Origin of the sequence: Dactylosporangium sp. CA-139066, assembly GCF_050936175.1 — a bacterium.
Classification (GTDB): Bacteria; Actinomycetota; Actinomycetes; order Mycobacteriales; family Micromonosporaceae; genus Dactylosporangium.
On sequence record NZ_JBNJNH010000002.1, the window covers coordinates 1,347,593 to 1,369,358 of the forward strand.

The window sequence follows — 21,766 nt, forward strand, 5'->3', positions numbered from 1 at the left end:
GGGCCGGCACGGACGAAGCTAGGTGGGCAGGCGTGTGAACGCAGCCAGGGGGTCTTCGTCCGTGCCCTTCAGGGCCGACAGCAGCCGGTGTTCGCGCGCCAGCAGCGCCATCCGCCCGCGCCGGCGCAGGCCGGCCAGCTCCTCGAGGGCCCGGGCCCGCCGCGGCGGCTCGGCGCTGGCGGCCAGGCCGGTGAGCGCCTCCAGCACGTCACGCACGTCGTCGCGGCCGGCCAGCAGGTTCGCCGCCGACTCGAACGCGTCCGCCGCGGCCGGGTGGTCGCCGCTCGCGAGCGCGAGGTAGCCGTCGATCAGGGCCGCCGTACCGTCGCTGCCCGGGACCGCGGAGAGCTCCTCCCGCACGGCGGCCGCCTCGCTCGCGCGCCCCGCCTCGGCGAACGCCTGGCCGAGGGTGCCCAGTACGCGTACGCGATGGGTCGGATCCCCCACCTCGGCGATCGCCGCCGCGGCCCGCCGGGCCAGCGCGACCGCGTCGTCGAACCGCCCGTCCAAGCGTGCGACCTCGGCGAGGTTGGCCTCGACGAGCGCCCGGATCCGCGTGTCGCCGGCCTCGAGCGCCCGCCGCCCGGCCCCGGCCAGCCGCCGCGCGGCCGTGGCCAGGTCCCCGCCGAGCACGTCGTTCCAGGCGAGGTTGTTCTGCGCGACGGCGATCTCGCGCACGCGCCCGGTGCGGATGGCCAGGCCCAGCACGAGCTCGTTGTGCCGGCGCGCCTCGTCGTTGCCGCCGAGCGCCTGCCAGATCCCGGCCAGCAGCGCCCGCGCGGTGAGCTCGCCGATGACGTCGCCGCGGGCCTCGAGCACGAGCAGGGCCGACTCGGTCGCGAAGAGCTCGTTGACGCCGCGGCCGTGCGCCATGGCGAGCATGGCCGCGCCGACCTGGGCCCAGGCGCGTACGCCTGGATCGCACTCCCGCGTCCGCGGGTCGTCCAGCAGCCGGCGCAGCAGCTGGTGCGCCTCGACGTCGCGCCCGCGCAGCCGGCACCAGCGCGGGATCGCGCCCGCCAGGCGCAGGGCGAGGTCGGGTTCGCGGACCGCGGCGTACCGCAGCGCCGTACGAATATCGCTGTTCAGATAGTCCAGCCGGGACACGGCGGCCGCGCTGTCCGGCCCGGTCAGCCCGGCCGACACGCGCACGACGACGTGCGTGATCACCTGCGCGTGCCGCAGCCGGGCGGCTCGCAGCTCCCCGGCGTCCGCGCACTGCTCGGCGGCGAAGTCGAGCACCACGTCGAGCAGCCGGAACCGCAGGTCGCCCGGCCCGCGCACGCTCAGCAGCCCGAGCCCGACGAGCCGGTCCAGGACGGCCTCGACGTCCTCGACCACGCCGTCGAGCAGGGCCTCGGCCAGCTCGACCGACCACCGCCCGCGAAACGTCGACAGCCGCCGCAGCGCCGCCTGCTCCAGATCCCCGAGCAGCTGATAGCTGGCCGCGACCGCATCGCGCAGCCGCTGCCCCGCCGGGTCCGTCGCGGCAAGATCCAAGAGCCGGTTACCGTACCGCGACAGCAGCTCCGGCAGCTCCAGCACCCGCCCGCGGGCCGCCGCGAGCTCGATCGCGAGCGGCAGGCCGTCGAGCCGCCGTACCAGCTCGGCGATCGTCGGGATCTCGTCGTCCCGGGCCGGCTCGCGACGCACCAGCCGTAGGCGCTCGACGAACAGCGCGACGGCCGGCACCCGCCGCAGCCCGGTCACGTCGAGGTCCGCCTCGGCCGCCGCCGTCTCCAGGGGCAGTACCTGCCAGTCCGCGGCGCCCGGAACCTCCGCCGCCAGCGGCCGCCGCGAGGTGACGAGGATGCGCACGGTCGGCAGCCGCGAGCGCAGCCAGGAGATGGCCTCGACGGTGGCCCGCGGGGACCGGTCCACACTGTCGAGCACGAGGAGCGCGGGCCGCTCGGCGCGACGGCGCGCGTACCGTTCGACCAGCTCATCGACCCGGGCGACGCCGAAGACGGCGGCGACGGCGGAAAAAATGTCGGTGGGCTGGGATATATTCGTGATGGTGATGGAGACGGCGGTCCAGCCGGCCGCCGCCGCGGAATGCGCAACCGCGTGAGCCAGCCCGGTCTTGCCGACTCCAGCCATGCCGATCAGTGCGATGATCTCCGCGGTCGTCCCGGGCGCCAGCTCGGGCGGCCCGATGCCCCCGTCCGCCCTCGTTGATCCGGCCGCTGGGCGGCCCGCAAACGCCACGCCCGCAGCCGTCTTGGGGTCCTCGGGGCTCGCAGATCCCCAGGCGGCTGCCGGTTCTCCAGCTCTTCCCGGTTCTTCGGCCGCTCTCGGGTCGCTCGCCGCTCTCGGGTCAGTCGCCGCTCCCGGGTCACTCGCCGTTCCGGGGTTGCCGCTCGTCGCAGCGGCGCCGGCGGTGCCAGGAGCGCCGGCGGTGCCAGGAGCGCCGGCGGTGCCAGGAGCGCCGGCGGTGCCAGGAGCGCCGGCGGTGCCAGGAGCGCCGGCGGTGCCAGGAGCGCCGGCGGTGCCAGGAGCGCCGGCGGTGCCAGGAGCGCCGGCGGTGCCAGGAGCGGCGGTCGTCGCAGCGACGCCGGCCGTCGCGGGATCGTCGGCGGTTCCAGAAGCGCCGACGGTCGTAGCGCGGCCGGCCGTCGCAGCGGACCCGGCGGGTGCAGCGGACCCGGCGGGTGCAGCGGGGCCGGCGGGTGCAGCGGCGGTCGGCGCTGCGTCGTTCATGGCTGGCACGCCGAGCAGCGCCAGCAGTTCGGCCACGTCGGCGTCGCGGCCGATGAGCGGAGGCAACGTCGGCAGCGGCAGCGTGCCCGAAGACGGCTTTCCACTCTCGGCGACCGGCATGACCGCCGGATCACGCGCGTGGCGGCCGCCATCCGCCGTAGCGCGGGCCGCTGAGCCGGGAGTGGACGGTGCCCCTGGCCGCCCGCGCGGGCTGCGCTGTGGCGGCAAGGTGGCGTAAGAACCTGCCGTGTCGTACGGCGCCTGGGCGGCGATCAGGAACGACTCGCGCTCCGGACCGGTCAGGGCCAGTGCGTCCGCGAGCAGGGCCACCGTGTTGCGCTGCGGCCGGGCGACCCGGCCGCGCTCCAGTTCGCGCAGGGTCCGCACGCCCAGGTGGGCGCGGGCGGCCAGTTCGTCCTGGGTCAGTCCCCGGGCGAGGCGGCGCGCCCGCAGCATCGCGGAAAAGCTTGCTCCGGCGCTTCGCGGATCATGATCCGCAACTGGAGACATGTTTTGGAAGGGTACGGGGGGAAGGGGGCCCGAAACAGGCGGGCGTCGGAACCACGACCGTTGTCAATATGTCACGTTCGGACCGGTTCCGGGCGGTCCTCACGGCGCAGGAAGCGCGGGGACCACCAGTTCCAGGTGTCCAGCATGGCCATGAGGGCCGGCAGGAGGAGGCCGCGGACGATCGTCACGTCGATGAGGATCGCGACCGTCATGCCGACGCCGATCTCCTTCACCGCGACCAGGCCGCCGGCGGCGAAGCCCAGGAAGACGATGCCGATGCAGATCGCGGCGGCCGTGACGACCGGGCCCGAGCGTGTGATGCCGCGCAGGACGGCGCGGGCCGTGTCGGGGCGCTGGTCGTACTCCTCCTTGATCCGCGCCAGCAGGAACACCTCGTAGTCCATCGACAGGCCGAAGACGAAGACGAACAGCAGTACCGGCGTGGTCAGGTCCAGGCCGCCCCACGAGTCGAAGAAGAGCGGGATCTGGCCCCAGCCCCACTGGAAGACGACCACGAGAACGCCCAGGGTGGCGGCCAGCGTCAGCAGGTTCATGAGGACGGCCTTGAGCGGGATGACGACCGAGCCCGTCAGGAGGTACAGCATCACGACCGTCACCAGCAGCACGATCAACGCGGCGATGGGCAGCCGGGCGGCCAGCGACTCGCGGTAGTCGACGACCTCGGCGGCCGGGCCGGTCACCCACTTCGCGAACGGGGTGGGCATCGCGCGGACGCGGCGGACCAGGTCGTAGCCCTCCTCGCCGCCGACGCCGCCCTTCGGGGTCAGCTCGAGGATGGTCCAGCCGGCGGGCACCTTGTCCCGCACGTCCTGGCGCAGCAGGTCGGCCTGCAGCTGGTTACCGATGCGGTTCATGAGGTCGCGCACCTCGGCCCGCTCCGGGCCGGCCTGGATGAGCACCACGACCGGTTCGGCCTCGTGGTTCAAGAACTTCGAAGCCATGATGTCGTACTCCTGGCGAGCCTCGTTGCTGCGCGGCAGCGCGCGGGCGTCGGAGTTGGCCAGGTTGGCGCCCAGCAGCGGTGCGGCCAGGATCAGCAGGGCCAGCGTCGCGAGCAGGGCGACCCGGGCCGGGTCGCGTTGCGCGCGGGTGGCGAGTCGTGCGAGTACACCTGGGCGGGGCTTGAAGGGCAGCCGGAAACCCTCGCCCTGGGGTCGGATGCGGCGCCCGGCCAGGGCGATGAGCGCCGGGACCAGCGTGAGCGCGGCCAGCGTCGCCACCGCCACGACGGCGGCGCCGCCGAGGGCGACCGCGGCGAGGAGCGGCTCGGCGAACGCGGTCAGGCCGGCCATTGTCAGCATGACGGCGAGGCCGGAGATCGCGACCGCGCGGCCGGCCCGGTCGACGGCGACGACCAGCGCCTCGTGCGGATCGTGGCGGAGCAGCTCCTCGCGGTACCGCGCGACGATCAGCAGCGAGTAGTCCACCGCGAGGCCGATGCCGAGCAGGGTCACGACGTTCAGCGAGTACTCGCTGACCTTCGTCGCGTAGCTGATCCCGAGCAGCAGCAGGAGCGAGCCGGTCACGCCGGCGATCGCGACGGACAGCGGCAGCGTTGCGGCGACGACCCCGCCGAAGATGAGGAACAGCGCGACGAGCAGCACCGCGAACGCGACGCTCTCGCCGATCGCGAGGTCGTGCACGGACTGGTCGGCGAACGCGCGCTCGGCGAGCTTGGTGCCGCCGACCTTCACGGTCGGCGCCTTGATCTGCTCGAGGCGCGCCTTGACCCGGTCCTCGAGCGCCTCGCGCGGCGCCTCGGCGAGCGACGGGTCGAGCTCGACCTGGACCAGCACGCTGTTGTTGTCGGCGCCGATCCTTCCGCCGACGCCGGTGTAGAGGTCGTTGACCTCCTTCACGCCCGGCATGGCGCGCACGTCGGTGGCGGCGGAGGAGACGGTGGCGACGAGCCCCGGGTCGTACGGCGGGAGGCCCTCGATCGCCACCCACACCAGCGAGCCGGTCGGGGCGAGCTGGTCGATGCGCGCCTGCCCGACGGCGGACTCGCTGTCGGGACGGTTGGTGTCCGTCGTGGTCAGCCGGTCGAAGAGCCCGCCGCCGAAGACGGCGCCGGCGATCGTGGCGACCAGCCAGGCGCCGGCGACGAGCCAGCGACCGCGGTCCATGACCGCCCCGAGTTTCGCGAACACGGCGCTATGCAAGCACGCCTCACGTACGCCGGGACATCCTCCATCCCGGCGGCCCGGCCCTCCCTCGACCCGCCGAGCTTTGCCCGCACCGGAGCTGCTTTGCCGGGCTTGGACTACTCGGCGGGCTTGCCGCGGCCCAGCCTGAAGCTGCTTTGCCGGGGTCGGGCTACTCGGTGGGCTTGCCGCGGCCGCGCTTGGAGCGCGATGACGGCTTCGACGGCGAGGAGTCGCCGCTGGTGGCCTCGGTGGGCCAGAGCGGGGCGACGGCGGCGCGGCCGGAGCTCGTCGTCGACGCGCTCGGGGCCGGCGCCGGCTCCTCATCGACGGTGTCCTCGGCGTAGGCGCGCTTGGCGGCGTCCGACGTGTAGGTGCGGCCGGTGGCCGACTCGCTGCTACCGCCGTACGCGCGGGACGGGGCGTAGGCGTCGGACTCGAGGTCGGTCGCGGAGTCGAGCTCGGCGCCGACGGAGACCGGCTCCCGCGTGCGGCTCGCGGAGGCGTGGACCGGCTCGGCCGGGGAGTCGGCGTTGTCGTCGCTCGGGCGGCGGCGGTCGTCGGCGGCGTCGGCCTCGGCCAGCGCGGCGGCCCAGTCGGAGTACTCGGCGGCGGAGCGCGCGTCGCGCTCCTCGGCGGCGGCGCGGCGCACGGCCCGGGCCTTGGCGCGGGAGCCGCGCGGGCCGATCGCCGAGACGATGACGGAGCCGGCGAGGCCGGCGAGCACCGCATACGGCGCGATGACGAACGCGGACAGGTGCTGGTCGTGCTCGCCGAGCGCGGGCGCGGCCAGGAAGTAGGCGAGGGCCACCAGGAGCGGGCCGGTCGCGCCGGAGACGGCCACGCCGACGCGGTTGTCGCCGCGGCGGCCGGCCGGCCAGGCGGCGAGGGCGCCGATGACCAGGGCTATGGCGAGCATGAGCAGGGCGCCGGGCAGGTTGACCATGCCGTTCACCCAGGTCGCGTCGGTGAACTGCCAGGTGCCGAGCTGGGCGGCGGTGGCGGTGTCCCCGTCGGCGCGCACCACGTCGGCGACGGCGACGACGGCCAGCGTCCACAGCCAGGCGGACGAGGCGATGATGTTCGCGGCGATGGCCCGGGCGGCGAGCGCGCCGACGGCGATGAGCAGGCCGACGATGAGGCCGGCGATCGCGTAGCCGCCGGCGGTGAAGTACGGGGCGGCGTTGTCCGGCCGCGGCGTGCGGGCCGGTATTGCGACCAGCGGCACGATGATCAGCGATCCGACGGCCGCGGCGAGCGCGATGACCACCCGCCAGGCGGCGATGAGGGCCTGCCCGCCGATGCTGTCGGGATCGGCCGGGACCGGGGTGCCCGCGCCGGCGAGCCGGTCGGCGCAGATGGCGCCGATGACCGTCGAGGACGCGGCGAGCCACGCCACCCAGGCCAGGCTGCTCACCCAGACGGTGGCGCTGCTGCCGGTCGGCTGCCAGGAGATGATGCCGAGGCCATAACCCAGCCCGAGCTGCGCGGCACCCGCGCCGGCCGCTACGCCGATCGCCGTGAATATTGAGGTTGCCCAGCTTCGTGCCGCCATGCCGCGCAGCGTACGCCCAGCCGTCCACCCCGGCGAGTCCTAGTCGGCGGAACGTCAGCGGCCAACCGGCGCCCGTGTTAGGAGCGTTCACCAATGGGCAGGTTGATGCATGCGGGCGGACAAGTCGGACAAGGTGGTGAACTGGACCTATGTCGAACAGCGCGGACCGTTCACCCGACCCGCACGGCGATGAGCCCACGGTTGCCTCCGGCCCCACGGGCCCGTCGGACGCCGATGCCACGCAGATTCATCCGCGCGTGCGAGGCGGCTCGACGCGGCCTCAGCCCGCGGCGGGCGACGAGACGACGCAGCCGCACCGGGCCCCGGAGCCCGACGCCACGCAGCCGCACCGGCCGGGGGAGCCCGACGCCACGCAGCCGCACCGGCCGGGGGAGCCCGACGCGACGAGGGTGCAGGGGGCCGGCGACGGGACGCGGGTGCAGCCGGCGGCCGACGAGGGGGAGCGGTGGTCGGCGCGAGCCGGGGTGCCCTCGCCCGAGGAGGCGTTGCGGCGGGCGGCGCCGCAGCAGCAGTGGGTGGAGGAAGAGGATCCGTACCAGGGGCGTTCGTGGCTGACCCCGGTGATCGTCGGCATCGTCGCGCTGGTGCTCGTCGCGGCGTTGAGCGTCGGGTTGTACCTCATATACCGCGCCACTGCGAACGGGAACAACGCGCCGGCCGGGGAGGAGCCGTCGGTCGCCACCGCCGCGCCGGCGCCCCCGGTGCCGGCGAGCACCCCGCCGCCGGAGTCGTCCCCGCCGCCGTCGTCGGAGCCGCCGTCGAGCGCGCCGGCGGGGCAGGTGGTCATCCCGCCGCTGCGGGGCGATGCGCTGGCCGAGGCGACGGTGAAGCTGCAGGTGCTCGGGCTGAACGTCGCCGTGGAGCGCCGGGCCGACGCCTCGCTGCCGGCCGGCGAGGTGCTCTCGACCCGGCCCGGCGAGGGTACGACGGTCACGGCCGGGGACACTGTCACCCTGATCGTCGCGGCGCCGCCGTCGCCCGCGCCTTCGAAGCCGCGGGCCAGCAGCTCGCCCAGCCCGGCGAATACGTAAATACAAGGCCGGCCACCCGAGCGCCCCCCGCGTCGGGGCGATCGGGTGGCCGACTCGCGTTCAGCCGACCGCGACCGGAATGGGCGGGCGCGCGGTCGTCGGCGCCGGGGTGGCGGCGCGCTGGGTCCGGGCCACGAAGCCCGGCTGCAGACCTTGGAGCTGGACGAAGATCGAGCGACGCTCCACGGCGTCGCCGGCGGCATTGAGCTGGTACCCGTCCAGCCAGGCCCAGCCGTCATATGTCTGCCAGTCGTGCACTCTGATCACCCGGAACAGCATGGGCTGCGTGAACTGGACACTCGCGGCCTTGGTCACTCGCAGCACGTCACCGGTTCTCGGTAACACGTGGGACTCCCGTCTTCCGTCGGCTGGTGGGGAAGGTCGGTCACGGGCGCGGCGCCGTAACCGCCGATCGGTTCGATCGTTTGTCGCTGCATCCGCCCCGGGGTGGATTGAACCCGCAAATGAACAATCCGTGACCCCAGCCACACGCACAGGTTGCCTGAGATCGCCGATCAATGCAACTTGCAGGACGAAATTTCCACCGCATGTATGAGCCGTCGATTGTCGTGCCTCGTCGCCTTGCGCGGCTTTACGATGTTGCGCTGATCCATACGTAAGTTATCTACGTAGGTCCCGCGGCGCGGAGGTACGACACACGTGGCAAGTCGACGAGGCAGTCCGACCCTCCGGCGCCGGCAGCTGGGGATGGAACTGCGGCGGCTACGGGAGGCCGCGCACGTGACCATCGACCAGGTCGCCGAGCGGCTGGAATGCTCCGGTTCCAAGATCTCCCGGATCGAGACCGGCCAGACCGGCGTCACGCCGCGGGACGTGCGCGACATGCTCGACATTTACGGCGTGGATCCCGAGTACGCCGACCAGCTGCTGAAGATCGCGCGCGAGGCGCGGCAGAAGGGCTGGTGGCAGCTGTACGGCGACGTGCTCACGAGCGCCTACGTGGGGCTCGAGGCGGCCGCCGACCACATCCGCTCCTACGAGGCTCTCGTCGTACCCGGCCTGCTGCAGACCGAGGAGTACGCCCAGGCGATGATCCTCGCCGCCCGCCCCGACATCGGTGCCACAGACGTCGAGAAACGGGTGCGTGTCCGGATGGGCAGACAGTCGTTACTCACTCAGGATGACCCGATCGATCTCTGGTTGGTGCTGGACGAGGCAGTCCTGCGCCGCCCGGTCGGTGGAAGGGCGGTCATGCGGCGTCAGCTTGAGCATCTGAGCTTGGCGGCGAGCTGGCCGAACGTGACCCTGCAGGTCTTGCCCTTCTCCGCCGGTGCGCACGCCGGGATGGACGGCGCATTCACGATGTTGCTGTACGACGAGTCAGCCGGGCAGAACTTCGTGTTCGCATCGAACGCGGCCGGTGGACTCTTTCTCGAGAAGGACGACGAGCTTCAGCGCTACGGATTCATCTTTGACTACTTGCGCGCCAACGCACTCCGTCCGGACGAGTCGGTGTCGATGTTCGTGAAGCTGACAAAGGAGCTGTAGTGGAAATCGAAGCCAAGGGCTTCAACGTGAACCTCGAGGGTGCCGCGTGGCGGAAGAGCACCCGCAGCGGTCCGTACTCGGACAACTGCGTCGAGGTCGCGTTCGTCGGCGGGGCGGTGGCGCTCCGCGACTCGAAGGACAAGGCCGGTGCGGTGCTGCTGTTCACCCCGGAGGAGTGGTTGGCCTTCGTCGACGGCACCAAGGACGGGGAGTTCGACCTGGCGTGACACGACGCCGGGCGCGACTGGCCGGCCCGTTTCCGCGGCGTAACGCCTGCGGGGCGGGCCGGCCGTTTTTATTGGTTCGGCGTGGCCGTTGTACCGCGACCGTCGTTGTAGGTATGGGTGCCGCGAATCGCACCGATTGCGGTACTTCCCCCCGAGTGAGATAAGGCTTCCTACCGTGAACATTGGCCCCGAAAACTTCGGCAACGGATCGTCGAAGACCGACGACCGTTTCTCCGGGCAACTGGGTAGCTACCGTCCGGGCGGTCGCCGGGACGGCATCGGCGACGGGCCGCTCGACGACCTGTCCCCCCGCAACGGCTCGCCGCTGGACCGGGCGTCGATGCCGCTGGACATGACGCCGCCCAAGCTCCCCGAGTCCTCGCTCGTCGCCGACCTCGGCCCGCTCACCGGAGGGTCGCTCGGCGGCGGCTCGATGAGCGGCGGGTCGCTGGGCAGCAGCTCGCTGAGTGGCGGCCCGCTCGGCGGAGGTCCGCTCACGGAGCCGATGTTCGGCCGAGACTCGTGGCTGGACACCCCGAGCGGCTCGATGGCCGATCACCCGCTGCTGCGCGGCCTGCTCATGGAGCTGCCGCCGAAGGGCACCATGCCGCAGCAGGACTGGCTGGACCGGTGGTTCGAGGCGGCCCGCAGCATCCTGGAGCTCATCTACTCCCAGGAGTCGCGGCCGCTGAAGTAGCGCGAACGCGTGCACCTGCCTGTCTATCGACAGGTCGATCCACACCCTGTAGAAAGCAGGGAGGACTCGACCTGGGGAGGTCGGACGGGCTCCGGGTGCGTTGCGCGGCCGGGGCCCGTCGGTACTCGGCCGGCCTCTTCCGAGCCTTGGCTCGACCCCATGCGTGCGCGGCCGGCGCTCGCGATCCGGACGGGGAACTGCCTCAAGACCGCCGTTGAGCGGCCGATTTGGGCGGTTGCGCAAGATCAGTCATATCGGCCGAATGTCCGATTGGTCGCGCACCTTTGGTCCAACGGCATGTCGCAAAGTTGATGGTCGATCTTGAAATGTCCGCTTAGCTTGGGTCGAGTTCTCGGTGGTAACGGGGAAGGCAAGGGTGGTCAAGGGTGAGTGACGTGTCCGATCTGATCTTCGCTGTCGTGAGCGGCGTCGGCCTGCTCGCCCTGAGCGTCGGCGCGTTCGGCGTCCTGGACGCCTATCACAAGCGCGGCCTGGGCGAGAAGCGAGTCGACTGGTTGATCGGGCTCTACGTGCTCGGCGTGGTCGCGAACATCGTGGCCTACGTCATGCTCGACCGCTGGTACATCGCGGCGCCGCTTGCGCTCATGCTGTGGCCGGCCGAGCGGGCCTTCGACAAGCGGGGCACCTTCAAGCGCCGCACCGCCAAGGTCGACGCGATCACCGGCCGCTGACCCTCGGAGGTCGGCACCCGCGCCGCGCGTGATCCGCGCTTTGGTGTGATATTTCGGACATTAACGGTTTGTCTCGCGGGTTGAGACGGCCGGAACGCACGAGTGGGCGCCCGAGGGCGCCCATCGGCGTTTGTGGGGAAGGTTCAACCCGGCGAGCGCACCGAGGCCGTCCGGGCGCTGCGGGAAGCCGGCCGTGCGACCGAGAAGCGGCAATCGCACTGGGCCTGTTCGGGCGTTGTGGGCGCCCGCACGTGGCCGCTTCGGGCGCGCCGAGGAAGCCGTGCCGGGCGTGCCGAGGAAGCGTGCCGGGCGTGCCGAGGAAGCCGTGCCGGGCGTGCCGAGGAAGCCGTGCCGGGCGTGCCGAGGAAGCCGTGCCGGGCGTGCCGAGGAAGCCGTGCCGGGCGTGCCGAGGAAGCCGTGCCGGGCGTGCCGAGGAAGCGTGCCGGGCGTGCCGAGGAAGCCGTGCCGGGCGTGCCGAGGAAGCCGTGCCGGGGTGGCGGCGACCGCAGCCACGCTCCGCCCTCCATGGGCGCCCCAACTGCCCATGCACCCTTGGTGACGATTTAGAGGTCGTCGGGGTATAAATCCGACAAGTCGTGGCGCGGAGCGCCCGACTTGTCGAAAAAGCCGGCCGCCGCCGTCAGACGGCGAACGTGGTCAGGGGCTCAGTCGCCGGGGGCGGAGGGGCCGCGCGCCAGAGGTGGGCCTTCTGAGCGCCCAGGCGGGCCAGGTAGTTCGGGTTGAGCAGGATGTACCGGCGCCACAGGCGCTTGGGCTCCAGGCCGAGGCGCCACAGCCACTCCAGGGCGTTGCGCTGCATCCACGGCGGGGGGTTCTTCAGGCCGCCGGCGTGGTAGTCGAACGCCGCGCCGACCGCGAGCATCGGGGCGTCGACCAGGTGCTTCATCGCGTAGACGAAGATCTCCTGGCGCGGGCAGCCGAGGCCGACCATCACGACCCGCGCGCCCGAGGCCTTGATGCGGGCCGCGATCTGCTCGGGCTCGCCGGGCTGGGCGGGGCGGAACTTCGAGGGCTCCATGCCGGCGATCTTCAGTGCCGGGAAGCGCTCGTTGAGCTTGGCCGCCAGGCGGTCCAGGGTTTCCTGGGTGGAGCCGTAGAAGTAGACCGGCAGGCCCTCCGTCGCGCTGGCCTCCAGGACCTTCAGGGTCAGGTCGGGGCCGTAGACGCGGTCGGCGAGCTGGGCGTGGTGGAGCAGGTTCAGGGCCCAGCGGACCGGCTGGCCGTCCGGGGTCACCAGGTCGAAGGAGTTCAGGCGGGCGCCGTGGGCCTTGTCCTGGACGCCCGTCATGACGCCGTGGACGGCCAGCGCGGTCACCGCCAGCGGGCGGGACTCGCGTGCGGCACTCATGACCTTGTCGACGGCGCTGTCGTAGTCGACGGCGCTGACCTCGACGCCGAGGACGTTGCGCTTGCCCTGATCGATCACGGCCGGCTCAGGCTTCCGGGGTCCACTTGTCGACGTTGGCCTCGTAGATCTCCTGGCAGATCATGGGCACGTCGTAGACCTGCTTCCAGTCGGGGTAGTCGAGCTGGAAGCGCTCATTGGAGCCGATCCACCAGATGTGGTCGCCGACGCGGTTGGCCTCGTGGTACTCGGTGATCATCTCCTGGCCCGTGATGCGCTCGGCCAGCTTGAAGACCTCCAGGTGCGAGGTGTTGGAGTGGCGGCCGCCGCCGAGGTTGTAGACGGCGGCGGAGCGCGGGCTGCGGAAGAAGGCCTCGAAGGCGGCGACGACGTCGTGCGAGTGGATCGCGTCGCGGACCATCTTGCCCTTGTAGCCGAAGATCTTGTACGTGCGGCGCTCCATGTTGCAGCGCATGACGTAGCCGAGGAAGCCGTGCAGCTCGGTGGCCGAGTGCGCCGGGCCGGTGAGGGTGCCGCCGCGGAAGCAGGCGGTCTTCATGTCGAAGTAGCGGCCGTACTCCTGCACCATGACGTCGGCGGCGACCTTGGAGGCGCCGAAGACGGAATGCAGGCAGGCGTCGATCGACATGTCCTCCTTGATGCCGTTCTCGTACTCGTGGCCGGGCTCGATCTCCCAGCGGCTGTCGAGCTCGCGCAGCGGGAGGCTGTTGGGCCGGTCGCCGTAGACCTTGTTGGTCGAGCAGTGGATGAACGGGGCCTCGATGCAGTGCTCGCGGACGTTCTGCAGCAGGTTGAGCGTGCCGCCGGCGTTGACGTCGAAGTCGGTGAAGGGGTCGCGGACCGCCCAGTCGTGCGACGGCTGGGCCGCGGTGTGGATGACGACCGCGATGTCCTTGCCGTAGCGCTTGAAGATCCCGGCGACGGCGTCGCGGTCGCGGATGTCGACGTCGTGGTGCGTGTAGCTCTCGCCGAGGTCGCTCGTGAGGCGCACGACGTTCCACGCGGTGGATGCCTCCGCGCCGAAGAAGCGCTTCCGCATGTCGTTGTCGATGCCGACGACATCGAGCCCGAGGGAGGCGAAGTGACGCACCGCCTCGGAGCCGATGAGGCCGGCCGAGCCGGTGACCAGTGCAACGCTCACGAGCAGAACTCCCCAAGAACGACGGCGTAGTCGGACCGTTCCGGAGCATACCGTGGCCCCAGGTGCCCCCCTTGACACCGAACCCGAGTCAAAAACACGACCGGCAAACCAAGAACCGCACCCGACAAGACCCGCTAAGGGCCGAAGACCCGCAAGCGAAGGCCATCCGCAAGCGACGGGAACCCGCAAGCGACGAAGACCCGCAAGCGATGAGCAGCCGCAAGCGATGGGGCCGCAAGCGACCCCCGAACCGCAACCCGGCGTGAGGGGGCGTGGGTGGAGCGAAGCTCCCCCACTAGCAGCGAGCGAAGCGAGCGGAGGAATCCACCGCCGCAAACGGCGAGTGGCTCCTGCCACGAAGCAGGAGCCACCCGCGGCGGTGGGGAAGGGGGGAGTTGAACCCCCACGCCCTTTCGGGCACACGGACCTGAACCGTGCGCGTCTGCCATTCCGCCACTTCCCCTTGGACCATTGAGTTTGACCTCGTTGGTCCGGCGCGTCAGAGCATAACCTAACTCCCACTCGGCAGAATCACCGGGTAGGCACTAGGCTTCCCTGGGCGCCACGGAAGAGTAGCACGGGCCAGCCGGTCAGCTTGCATACGGGCGTGCGACGTCCGGATACCATCATGACCTCGGAACCCGAGGAGGAACCGGTGAGTGTGCTGCAGCGCTTCGAGAAGCGCCTAGAGGGCCTGGTCGAGGGGGCCTTCGCCAAGGTCTTCAAGGGGGTCGTCCACCCCGTGGAGATCCTCAACGCCATGCAACGGGAGGCGGAAGCCCACAAGGCGATTCTGGCCGGCGGGCGCACGCTCGTGCCGAATCGCTACGTGATCGACCTGTCGCCCTACGACCACAGCCGGCTGGCGCCGTATGCGGCCGCGCTCGCGCAGGAGCTCGCCCAGTCGCAGGCCGAGTTCATCGGCGAGCAGGGCTGGACGGTGTACGGCGACGTCATCGTCGAGATCGAGCGCGGCGACGGGCTCGACACGGGCATGTTCCGGGTGACCGCGGAGGTCTACACCGGCAACGACGTGGCCCAGCCGCCGCCCCCGGACCCGTATGGCGGCTACAACCAGGGTGGCGGCGGCTACGGCCCCCCGCCCGGCGGCCCCGGCGGCCCGGCGCGCAACGTACGACTGGTGTCCGGCGACGGCCGAAGCTACCCTCTGTCGATCGGTTCGACCGTGATCGGCCGGGGCGACCAGGCCAACATGCGGCTCCCCGACGTTGGGATCTCGCGTCGCCATGCGCGGCTCGACTTCGACGGGGCGCAGGTCGTGCTGACCGATCTCGGCTCCACGAACGGCACGATGGTCAACGGACAGCGCGTCTCCGCGGTTGCGCTGAACCCCGGTGACATGATCCAGCTCGGCACGACCACGCTGACCTACCGCGTGGATGGATGACCGTACTTCACGTAGGCGGATCTGAATGAGCGCGTCGTAAATGGACTTCGTCATCACGGTTGCCCGGTACGGGCTGCTCGTGCTGCTGTGGATCTTCGTGTTCACGGTGGTGGGAGTGATCCGCCGGGACCTCTTCGCGGGCTCGCGTTCGAGCCGGATCGTCGCCGCACCCCGGGGGGTTGGTGCGATGACGGCTCCCGGCCGTCCGGCGAAGGTCAAGCGGGGTAAGACCGCGAACCAGCTCTTCGTCACGGCCGGCGCCCTGGCGGGCACTCGCATCACACTCGGCGAGGCGCCCATCACGATCGGCCGGGCGGAGGACTCGACGCTGGTGATCACCGACGACTACGCCTCGTCCAAGCACGCCCGCCTGGTGCCGCGCGCCGGCCAGTGGTATCTCGAGGATCTCGGTTCGACCAACGGGACGTACCTCGACAAGACCAAGGTCAGCGCACCTACCCCCGTCCCCCTCGGCGTGCCGATTCGCATCGGCCGCACATCTCTCGAGTTACGGCCATGACCCTCACCTTGCGCTATGCGGCTCGCAGCGACCGCGGTCTGATCCGGAGCGGGAACCAGGACTCCGTTTACGCCGGACCGCGGCTGCTGGCCGTTGCCGACGGCATGGGCGGCATGGCCGCCGGTGACGTCGCCAGCAACATTGTCATCGCCACCATGGCGCCGCTCGACGAAGACGTGCCCGGTAACGCCATGATCGACACCCTTCGGGGCGCCGTCGACCTGGCCAACCAGCAGATCCGGGACGCGGTCGAGGAGAACCCGGCCATGGAGGGCATGGGCACGACCCTGACCGCCATGCTGTTCTCCGGCTCCAAGATGGGCATGGTCCACATCGGCGACTCGCGGGCGTACCTCGTGCGCGACGGCGAGTTCGCCCAGGTGACCAAGGACGACACATACGTCCAGATGCTCGTCGACGAGGGCCGGATCAGCCTCGAGGAAGCCAACAGTCACCCGCAGCGATCCCTGCTGACCCGGGCGCTGGACGGCCGCGATGCCGACCCGGAGTACTCGGTCCGCCAGGTCAAGCCCGGCGACCGGTACCTGCTGTGCAGCGACGGCCTGTCCGGCGTGGTCAGCGCGGAGACCATCGAGTCGACCCTGCGGGAGTACGTCGACCCCAACCAGTGCGCCGGGCGGCTCATCGAGCTCGCGCTGCGCGGTGGCGGGCCCGACAACATCACCGTGATCGTCGCCGACGTCACCGACGAGGACATCGTCGAGGAGCGGCCGATCGTGGGCGGCGCCGCCGCCCAGGACCGGGGCATGGCGACCTCGGCCGACCAGTCGATGTCCTCGGCCCGGGGCGCCGCGCTGTCCGCGCCGCGCCCGCCGGTGCCCGAGGACGACGCCGAGGCCCGCGGGTCCGCCGTGTCGAACCGGGAGGAGTCGGAGCCGCGCTCCCGGCGCCACCCGCTGCGCACGGCCATCCTCCTCGTGGTCCTGCTCGGGCTGCTCGGCGGCGGCCTCTGGTACGGCTGGAGCGTGACCCAGTCCCGCTACTACGTCGGCGCCACCGACAGCGGCCGGGTCGCGATCTTCAAGGGCGTGCCGGGCAAGGTCGCGTGGCTGCATCTGTCGTCGGTGTACCAGGAGAGCGCCACGCTCACCCTGGACGACCTCACGCCGGCCGCGCAGGGCAACGTCAAGCAGGGCATCGAGGCTGAGAGCCTGGCGCAGGCGCAGTCGAAGATGGCCGACCTCGAGGACCCGACCAACCCGGCCCGCAAGCAGGCGTGCCCGACGGCGCAACCTTCGGACTCGGCAACGGCGTCTGTCTCTGTGCCGACCTCCGTCAGCGGCGTGGCCAGCGTGCCCGCCAGCGTCCCGGCCAGCCCGCCGTCGGCGACGGGGGAGCCGACTCCGACCTCCACGCCTACCCAGACCCCCGCAGCCAACTGCTGAATGACGTGTTGAGGCAAAGAGGAAGTTTTTCGTGACCGCCACCGCCATCCCGGCTCCGTCGCCCACGGGCGGCGGAGCGGGCGTTTCCGCGCCCGCCCGCCCGCGCACCCGGCGCAACGTCGAGTTGGCGCTGCTCGTATTCGTCATCGGCATCCTCACCGTGTTCGCCGCGGTGGTCGAGGGCAATGCCATCGGCGAGGTCACCGGCGACTTCTGGGTGCAGATCGCGATCATCGCGCTGATCTTCGGCCTCGCGCACGTGGCGGTGCGGTTCCTCGCGCCGTACGCCGACCCGGTGATCCTGCCGGCCGTCGCGCTCATCAACGGCCTCGGCGTCGCGTTCCTGCGCCGGCTGGACCTGGCCGGCGTGAAGGCGCCGCAGCGGGCCGAGCTCAGCGTCTTCGGCGGCGACGGCTTCCGCCAGCTGGGCTGGACCGCGGTCGCCGTCGTCGGCGCGATCGTGCTGCTGGCGATCGTGCGCGACCATCGGTCCCTTTCGCGGTACGCCTACACGCTGGGCCTCGCCGGCATCGTGCTCGTGATGATCCCGGCCGTGCTGCCGTCCCGCTTCTCGTCGATCAACGGCGCCAAGCTGTGGATCAAGCTGCCGGGCCTCACGATCCAGCCCGGCGAGTTCGCCAAGATCTGCCTGCTGGTCTTCTTCGCCTACTACCTGGTGCGCAAGCGCGAGGTGCTGTCGCTGGCGAGCAAGCGGTTCCTCGGCATCGACTTCCCGCGCGGGCGCGACCTCGGGCCGGTCGTCGGCGTGTGGCTGATGTCGCTGCTCGTGCTCGTGTTCGAGAAGGACCTGGGCACCTCGCTCATGTACTTCGGCCTCTTCGTCGTCACGCTGTACATCGCCACCGAGCGCGTCAGCTGGCTGCTCATCGGCCTCGTGCTGTTCCTCGGCGGCGCCTTCCTGGCGTACTTCCTGGGCAAGACGATCGGCGGGCCGTTCCTCAACTTCTCCGAGCGCGCGACCACCTGGCTCGACCCGTTCGGCGACGCGAACAACAAGGGCTACCAGCTGGTCCAGTCATTGCTCGGCCTCGGCACGGGCGGGCTCACCGGCACCGGACCGGGCGCCGGCCAGCCGACCAAGGTGCCCGAGGTGCGCACCGACTTCATCTTCTCCGGCATGGGCGAGGAGATCGGGCTCTTCGGCCTGACCGCCCTGCTGGTGGTGTACGTGCTGCTCGTCGAGCGCGGCCTGCGCTCCGCCATCAACGTGCGCGACTCCTTCGGCAAGCTGTTCGCCGGCGGCCTCGCGTTCACGATCGGGTTGCAGGTGTTCGTCATCGTGGGCGGTATCAGCCAGCTCATCCCGCTGACCGGTCAGACCACGCCGTTCCTCTCGGCGGGCGGCTCGTCACTGGTGGCCAACTGGCTGCTGATCGGCCTGCTGCTGCGCATCTCCGACGCGGGCCGCCGCCCGGCGGCCGGTCCGCCGTCCATCGGGCTCGGCGGCATCTCCACCGGCGGGGGCGGCGGCGCGCCGGTCCAGATCAAAGAGATGCCCACGGAGGTTGTCCGATGAACGCCCCGCTGCGCCGGGTCGGCGTCGTCGTCCTGGTCCTGTTCGCCCTGCTTTTCCTGAACCTGAACTACCGCCAGGTCGTGATGGCCGATGCCTACCGCACCGACCAGCACAACGGGCGGGTGCAAGCGACGGAGTACGAGCGGCCGCGCGGCAAGATCGCCGACGCCAAGGGCACGGTGCTCGCGGACTCGCAGGCCACCGGCGACTCGCTGAAGTACCTGCGGACGTACCCGGGCAAGGACGAGTACGCGCACGTGCTGGGCTACAAGCCGGTCAACCTGGGGGCGACCGGCCTCGAGAAGCTCAACAACGACTTCCTCACCGGCACCTCGGACAAGCAGGCGGCCGACCGGATCGCCGGGATGTTCACCGGCAAGGAGCCGGCCGGCGGCAACGTGCTGCTGACGCTGTCGAAGGCTACGCAGGACACGGCATACCAGGCGCTGGGCACCAACAAGCTCAAGGTCAAGAGCGGCGCGGTCGTGGCGATGGACCCGAACACCGGCGCCGTCCTCGCCGAGGTCTCGCTGCCCAGCTATGACCCGTCGCAGCTGAGCAGCCACGACACCTCCGCCGCGGCGCAGGCCTACAAGACGCTCAACGCCGACCCCAACAAGCCGCTGCTCAACCGCGCGGTGTCGGAAATCTACCCGCCGGGCTCGACCTTCAAGGTCATCGTCTCGGCGGCGGCGATGACGGCGGACTCCTCGCTCACGCCCGACTCGATCGTGCAGGGCGGCGAGCTCTACAAGCCGCCGCAGGTCTCGGACTTCCAGATCAAGAACTCGCACACCGGCGTCTGCCCCGACCAGATCACCGTGCGCCAGGCCCTGACGGTGTCCTGCAACACGGTGTTCGCCCGGATGGGCGTCGAGCGGGTGGGCGCTGACAAGCTCAAGGCGATGGCCCAGGCCTTCGGCTTCGAGCAGGAGCCCCGCTTCGTCGAGGACCAGGATCACAACTACTGCGGCATCGTGGCCAGCCACACCGGCCCGATGACCGCCGGCTCGGACAACCGCGTCGACCCGCCTGCCGTCGCTCAGTCGAGCATCGGACAGCGCGAGGTGAAGATGTCTCCGCTGCAAGGCGCCATGATTGCGGCGACGGTTGCCAACAACGGGAAGCAGATGCGGCCCTACGTTGTCGACCGGCTGCAGAACTCCGACCTGTCGATCGCCGACCACACCGAACCCAAGACGCTGCGCACCCCCATCAGCGCCGACGTCGCCCACGAACTGCAGGACATGATGTTCAGCGTCGTGAGCTCCGACGACGGCACCGGCAAGAGCGCGCGCATCTCGGGTTTGCAGGTCGGTGGTAAGACCGGTACGGCGCAGGACGGTGAGGACGCAGAGGACCACGGCTGGTTCATCGGCTTTGCCCTGAAGGACGGCAAGCCGGTCATCTCGGTCGCGGTCTTCCTCGAGAACGCTGGCAAAGGTGGCAGCGCCGAGGCGGCTCGCATCTCCGGCCTGGTGATGAAGGCATACGCGGACGAAAAGGGCATTCGATAATGAGGTGCGCGACATGTTGAGCGCCGGCACCACGCTGGGCGGCCGATACCGCCTGGACGAACGCATCGCCGGCGGCGGTATGGGTGACGTGTGGCGTGGCACCGACGAGGTGCTCGGCCGCACGGTCGCGATCAAGGTGCTGCTGCCCGCGCTGCTGGAGGAGCCCGGCTTCGCCGAGCGCTTCCGCGGCGAGGCGCGCACCATGGCGACCATCAACCACCCGGGCGTCGTCGACATCTACGACTACGGCAGCGAGAACGGCACCGCATTCCTGATCATGGAGTACGTGGAGGGCGACGCGCTCTCCCGCACCCTGTCCCGGGTCGGCCGGCTCACGCCGGCGCGGGCCATGGCCCTCATCGCCCAGGCCGCCGACGCGCTGCACGCCGCGCACGAGAAGGGCATCGTCCACCGTGACGTGAAGCCCGGCAACCTGCTCGTGCGCCCCAACGGCACGCTGGTGCTCACCGACTTCGGCATCGCGCGTTCGGCCGCCGTGGCCCAGCTCACCGCGGCCGGCTCGGTGCTCGGCACCGCCTCCTACATCTCGCCCGAGCAGGCCTCCGGCGCCCAGGCCACGCCCCTCTCCGACGTGTACGCGCTCGGCGTGGTGGCCTACCAGTGCCTGTCCGGCGTGCGCCCGTTCGAGGGCGAGAACCCGCTCGAGATCGCGATGCGGCACGTCCGCGACGCGCCGCCGCCGCTGCCGGCCGACATCCCGCCGCCGGTGGCGCAGCTCGTCGAGCGGGCCATGGCCAAGGACCCGGCGGCCCGCTGGCCCAGCGCCGCGGCGCTCGCCCAGGCCGCCCGCCGCGTCTCCGCGCAGCTGTCCGGCGGCACGGCCACCGGCCCGGCGGTCGCGCCGATGGGCCCGCCCGGGGCGCCGATGGGCCGCAACCCCGTCTCGGGGCCCCCGGTGTCCGGTTCCCCCGTTTCGCCCGGTTACGGGCCACCGATGTCCGGCCCGCCCATGTCCGGGGCGCCGATGTCGGGCCCGCCGACCTCCGGCGCCGGCGGCACCCGGATCATGCCCGGCGCGGTGCCGGGTGCGGCGGCCGGTGCGGCCGCGGGGCTCGGCGGCCACCAGGCGCGCGGCGCGGCCGGCGTGCCGCCGCCGCCCTCCAACGACACGGCGACCTACCTCGGCGCCACCGGGGGCTACCAGGGCCCGCCGCCGTCCACGGACCGCAACCGCCGGGGGAACGGCTCCGGGAGCCGCAACAACCTGCTCCTGGTCGGGGTGGCCGCGGTGGTACTGCTGGTGCTGGTCGGCATCGGCGGCATCTACCTGGCGACCAAGGGCAACGACAAGGGCGACAACGGCGTGAGCAACGGCCCGTCGCTCACCCCGACCACCGCCGCATCGCCGACCCCGGCGAAGGCGACCGGGCGCCCGATCCCGGTCGACTGCAAGCCGTTCGTGCCGGCCGACGCCTTCAAGCGGGAGCTCGATCGCAAGGGCATGGTCGCCACGATCGTGTCCAAGCCGACGAAGGGCGCCTTCCCGGGCGCCGTCGTCGGCGTGGAGCCGTGCGGCCAGCAGGTGCCGATCGGCACCCCGATCACCATCTACGCCAACACCGGCGCAATCAACGACGAGACGACCGGGCCGGGCGACAACTCCTCTCCCAAGGGCGGCTCGTCCCAGTCGGCCAACCCCAACACCGGCGTCTCGTGCGCGCCTCCGATGCAGAACGTCGGCGGGGTCTGCGTGCCGAGCGTCGGCTGACGAACAAACCCGAA

General features: G+C 71.4%; 17 protein-coding genes, 1 tRNA gene and 1 pseudogene. 11 read left to right on the forward strand and 8 right to left on the reverse strand.

The window, feature by feature from the left end; genetic code table 11:
* Positions 1-18: 18 nt before the first annotated feature.
* From ACQEVU_RS50980 to ACQEVU_RS50995, 4 genes and pseudogenes are all read right to left on the reverse strand, one after another.
* A complete protein-coding gene (locus tag ACQEVU_RS50980) occupies positions 19-2,100 on the reverse strand; it encodes an ATP-binding protein (protein WP_433339726.1) in 2,082 nt (693 codons plus the stop codon).
* Between the two features lie 891 nt (positions 2,101-2,991).
* Positions 2,992-3,210: pseudogene (locus tag ACQEVU_RS50985) on the reverse strand (helix-turn-helix domain-containing protein); the annotation flags it as partial.
* Positions 3,211-3,281: 71 nt separating this feature from the next.
* Positions 3,282-5,381 (reverse strand): MMPL family transporter, encoded by a 2,100-nt coding sequence (locus ACQEVU_RS50990; protein ID WP_433337758.1) that lies wholly within the window; start codon positions 5,379-5,381, stop codon positions 3,282-3,284.
* A gap of 166 nt (positions 5,382-5,547) precedes the next feature.
* Positions 5,548-6,930, reverse strand: coding sequence for a hypothetical protein (locus ACQEVU_RS50995; protein ID WP_433337760.1), 1,383 nt, complete (start codon positions 6,928-6,930; stop codon positions 5,548-5,550).
* A 149-nt stretch (positions 6,931-7,079) separates the two neighbouring features.
* Here ACQEVU_RS50995 and ACQEVU_RS51000 point away from each other — a divergent pair, with 149 nt between their 5' ends.
* Entirely contained in the window at positions 7,080-7,982 is a 903-nt protein-coding gene (locus ACQEVU_RS51000; RefSeq protein WP_433337762.1) for a PASTA domain-containing protein, read from the forward strand.
* Positions 7,983-8,042: 60 nt separating this feature from the next.
* Here ACQEVU_RS51000 and ACQEVU_RS51005 read toward each other — a convergent pair whose 3' ends face one another.
* Positions 8,043-8,327, reverse strand: a complete 285-nt coding sequence (locus tag ACQEVU_RS51005) for a hypothetical protein (RefSeq protein WP_433337764.1) — start codon at positions 8,325-8,327, stop codon at positions 8,043-8,045.
* A 363-nt stretch (positions 8,328-8,690) separates the two neighbouring features.
* On the opposite strand from ACQEVU_RS51005, the gene ACQEVU_RS51010 reads away from it, so the two are divergent.
* The 4 genes from ACQEVU_RS51010 to ACQEVU_RS51025 all read left to right on the forward strand — a co-directional run bounded on the left by ACQEVU_RS51010 (position 8,691) and on the right by ACQEVU_RS51025 (position 11,107).
* Positions 8,691-9,491 (forward strand): helix-turn-helix domain-containing protein, encoded by an 801-nt coding sequence (locus ACQEVU_RS51010; RefSeq protein WP_433337766.1) that lies wholly within the window; start codon positions 8,691-8,693, stop codon positions 9,489-9,491.
* Positions 9,491-9,718 (forward strand): DUF397 domain-containing protein, encoded by a 228-nt coding sequence (locus ACQEVU_RS51015; protein WP_433337768.1) that lies wholly within the window; start codon positions 9,491-9,493, stop codon positions 9,716-9,718. The genes ACQEVU_RS51010 and ACQEVU_RS51015 overlap by 1 nt, the downstream gene beginning before the upstream one ends.
* A gap of 175 nt (positions 9,719-9,893) precedes the next feature.
* On the forward strand, positions 9,894-10,415 hold the full coding sequence (locus ACQEVU_RS51020) for a hypothetical protein (RefSeq protein WP_433337770.1): 522 nt from the start codon (positions 9,894-9,896) through the stop codon (positions 10,413-10,415).
* Between the two features lie 395 nt (positions 10,416-10,810).
* On the forward strand, positions 10,811-11,107 hold the full coding sequence (locus tag ACQEVU_RS51025) for a hypothetical protein (RefSeq protein ID WP_433337772.1): 297 nt from the start codon (positions 10,811-10,813) through the stop codon (positions 11,105-11,107).
* Between the two features lie 640 nt (positions 11,108-11,747).
* On the opposite strand, the gene ACQEVU_RS51030 is transcribed toward ACQEVU_RS51025, so the two are convergent.
* The 3 genes from ACQEVU_RS51030 to ACQEVU_RS51040 all read right to left on the reverse strand — a co-directional run bounded on the left by ACQEVU_RS51030 (position 11,748) and on the right by ACQEVU_RS51040 (position 14,098).
* Complete coding sequence (locus tag ACQEVU_RS51030) at positions 11,748-12,554, reverse strand: WecB/TagA/CpsF family glycosyltransferase (protein ID WP_433337774.1); 807 nt, start codon at positions 12,552-12,554, stop codon at positions 11,748-11,750.
* Positions 12,555-12,561: 7 nt separating this feature from the next.
* A complete protein-coding gene (locus ACQEVU_RS51035) occupies positions 12,562-13,635 on the reverse strand; it encodes an NAD-dependent epimerase/dehydratase family protein (protein ID WP_433337776.1) in 1,074 nt (357 codons plus the stop codon).
* A 380-nt stretch (positions 13,636-14,015) separates the two neighbouring features.
* Positions 14,016-14,098 (reverse strand) — tRNA-Leu (locus ACQEVU_RS51040).
* 165 nt (positions 14,099-14,263) lie between these two features.
* Here ACQEVU_RS51040 and ACQEVU_RS51045 point away from each other — a divergent pair.
* Genes ACQEVU_RS51045 through ACQEVU_RS51070 form a run of 6 tightly spaced genes read left to right on the forward strand, consistent with a single transcriptional unit; the run spans position 14,264 to position 21,752 of the window.
* Positions 14,264-15,043: an FhaA domain-containing protein gene (locus ACQEVU_RS51045; protein WP_433339727.1), complete on the forward strand. Its 780-nt coding sequence runs from the start codon at positions 14,264-14,266 to the stop codon at positions 15,041-15,043.
* A gap of 40 nt (positions 15,044-15,083) precedes the next feature.
* Positions 15,084-15,563, forward strand: a complete 480-nt coding sequence (locus ACQEVU_RS51050) for an FHA domain-containing protein FhaB/FipA (RefSeq protein ID WP_433337778.1) — start codon at positions 15,084-15,086, stop codon at positions 15,561-15,563.
* Positions 15,560-16,969 carry a PP2C family protein-serine/threonine phosphatase gene (locus ACQEVU_RS51055; protein WP_433337780.1) on the forward strand — a complete coding sequence of 470 codons (1,410 nt, stop codon included), beginning with the start codon at positions 15,560-15,562 and terminating at the stop codon, positions 16,967-16,969. The genes ACQEVU_RS51050 and ACQEVU_RS51055 overlap by 4 nt, the downstream gene beginning before the upstream one ends.
* Positions 16,970-17,000: 31 nt before the next feature.
* On the forward strand, positions 17,001-18,506 hold the full coding sequence (locus tag ACQEVU_RS51060) for an FtsW/RodA/SpoVE family cell cycle protein (protein ID WP_433337782.1): 1,506 nt from the start codon (positions 17,001-17,003) through the stop codon (positions 18,504-18,506).
* A complete protein-coding gene (locus ACQEVU_RS51065) occupies positions 18,503-20,023 on the forward strand; it encodes a peptidoglycan D,D-transpeptidase FtsI family protein (RefSeq protein ID WP_433337784.1) in 1,521 nt (506 codons plus the stop codon). The genes ACQEVU_RS51060 and ACQEVU_RS51065 overlap by 4 nt, the downstream gene beginning before the upstream one ends.
* Before the next feature lie 13 nt (positions 20,024-20,036).
* A complete protein-coding gene (locus tag ACQEVU_RS51070) occupies positions 20,037-21,752 on the forward strand; it encodes a protein kinase domain-containing protein (protein WP_433339728.1) in 1,716 nt (571 codons plus the stop codon).
* Positions 21,753-21,766 lie beyond the last annotated feature (14 nt).

Excerpts from the sequence above, each read along its gene's own strand:
- ACQEVU_RS51055 (WP_433337780.1), top strand. The coding sequence starts at position 15,560 with ATGACCCTCACCTTGCGCTATGCGGCTCGCAGCGACCGCGGTCTGATC.
- ACQEVU_RS51000 (WP_433337762.1), top strand. The coding sequence starts at position 7,080 with ATGTCGAACAGCGCGGACCGTTCACCCGACCCGCACGGCGATGAGCCC.
- ACQEVU_RS51065 (WP_433337784.1), top strand. The coding sequence starts at position 18,503 with ATGAACGCCCCGCTGCGCCGGGTCGGCGTCGTCGTCCTGGTCCTGTTC.
- ACQEVU_RS50995 (WP_433337760.1), bottom strand. The coding sequence starts at position 6,930 with ATGGCGGCACGAAGCTGGGCAACCTCAATATTCACGGCGATCGGCGTA.
- ACQEVU_RS51045 (WP_433339727.1), top strand. The coding sequence starts at position 14,264 with ATGACCTCGGAACCCGAGGAGGAACCGGTGAGTGTGCTGCAGCGCTTC.
- ACQEVU_RS51050 (WP_433337778.1), top strand. The coding sequence starts at position 15,084 with ATGGACTTCGTCATCACGGTTGCCCGGTACGGGCTGCTCGTGCTGCTG.
- ACQEVU_RS51010 (WP_433337766.1), top strand. The coding sequence starts at position 8,691 with ATGGAACTGCGGCGGCTACGGGAGGCCGCGCACGTGACCATCGACCAG.
- ACQEVU_RS51070 (WP_433339728.1), top strand. The coding sequence starts at position 20,037 with ATGTTGAGCGCCGGCACCACGCTGGGCGGCCGATACCGCCTGGACGAA.
- ACQEVU_RS50980 (WP_433339726.1), bottom strand. The coding sequence starts at position 2,100 with ATGGCTGGAGTCGGCAAGACCGGGCTGGCTCACGCGGTTGCGCATTCC.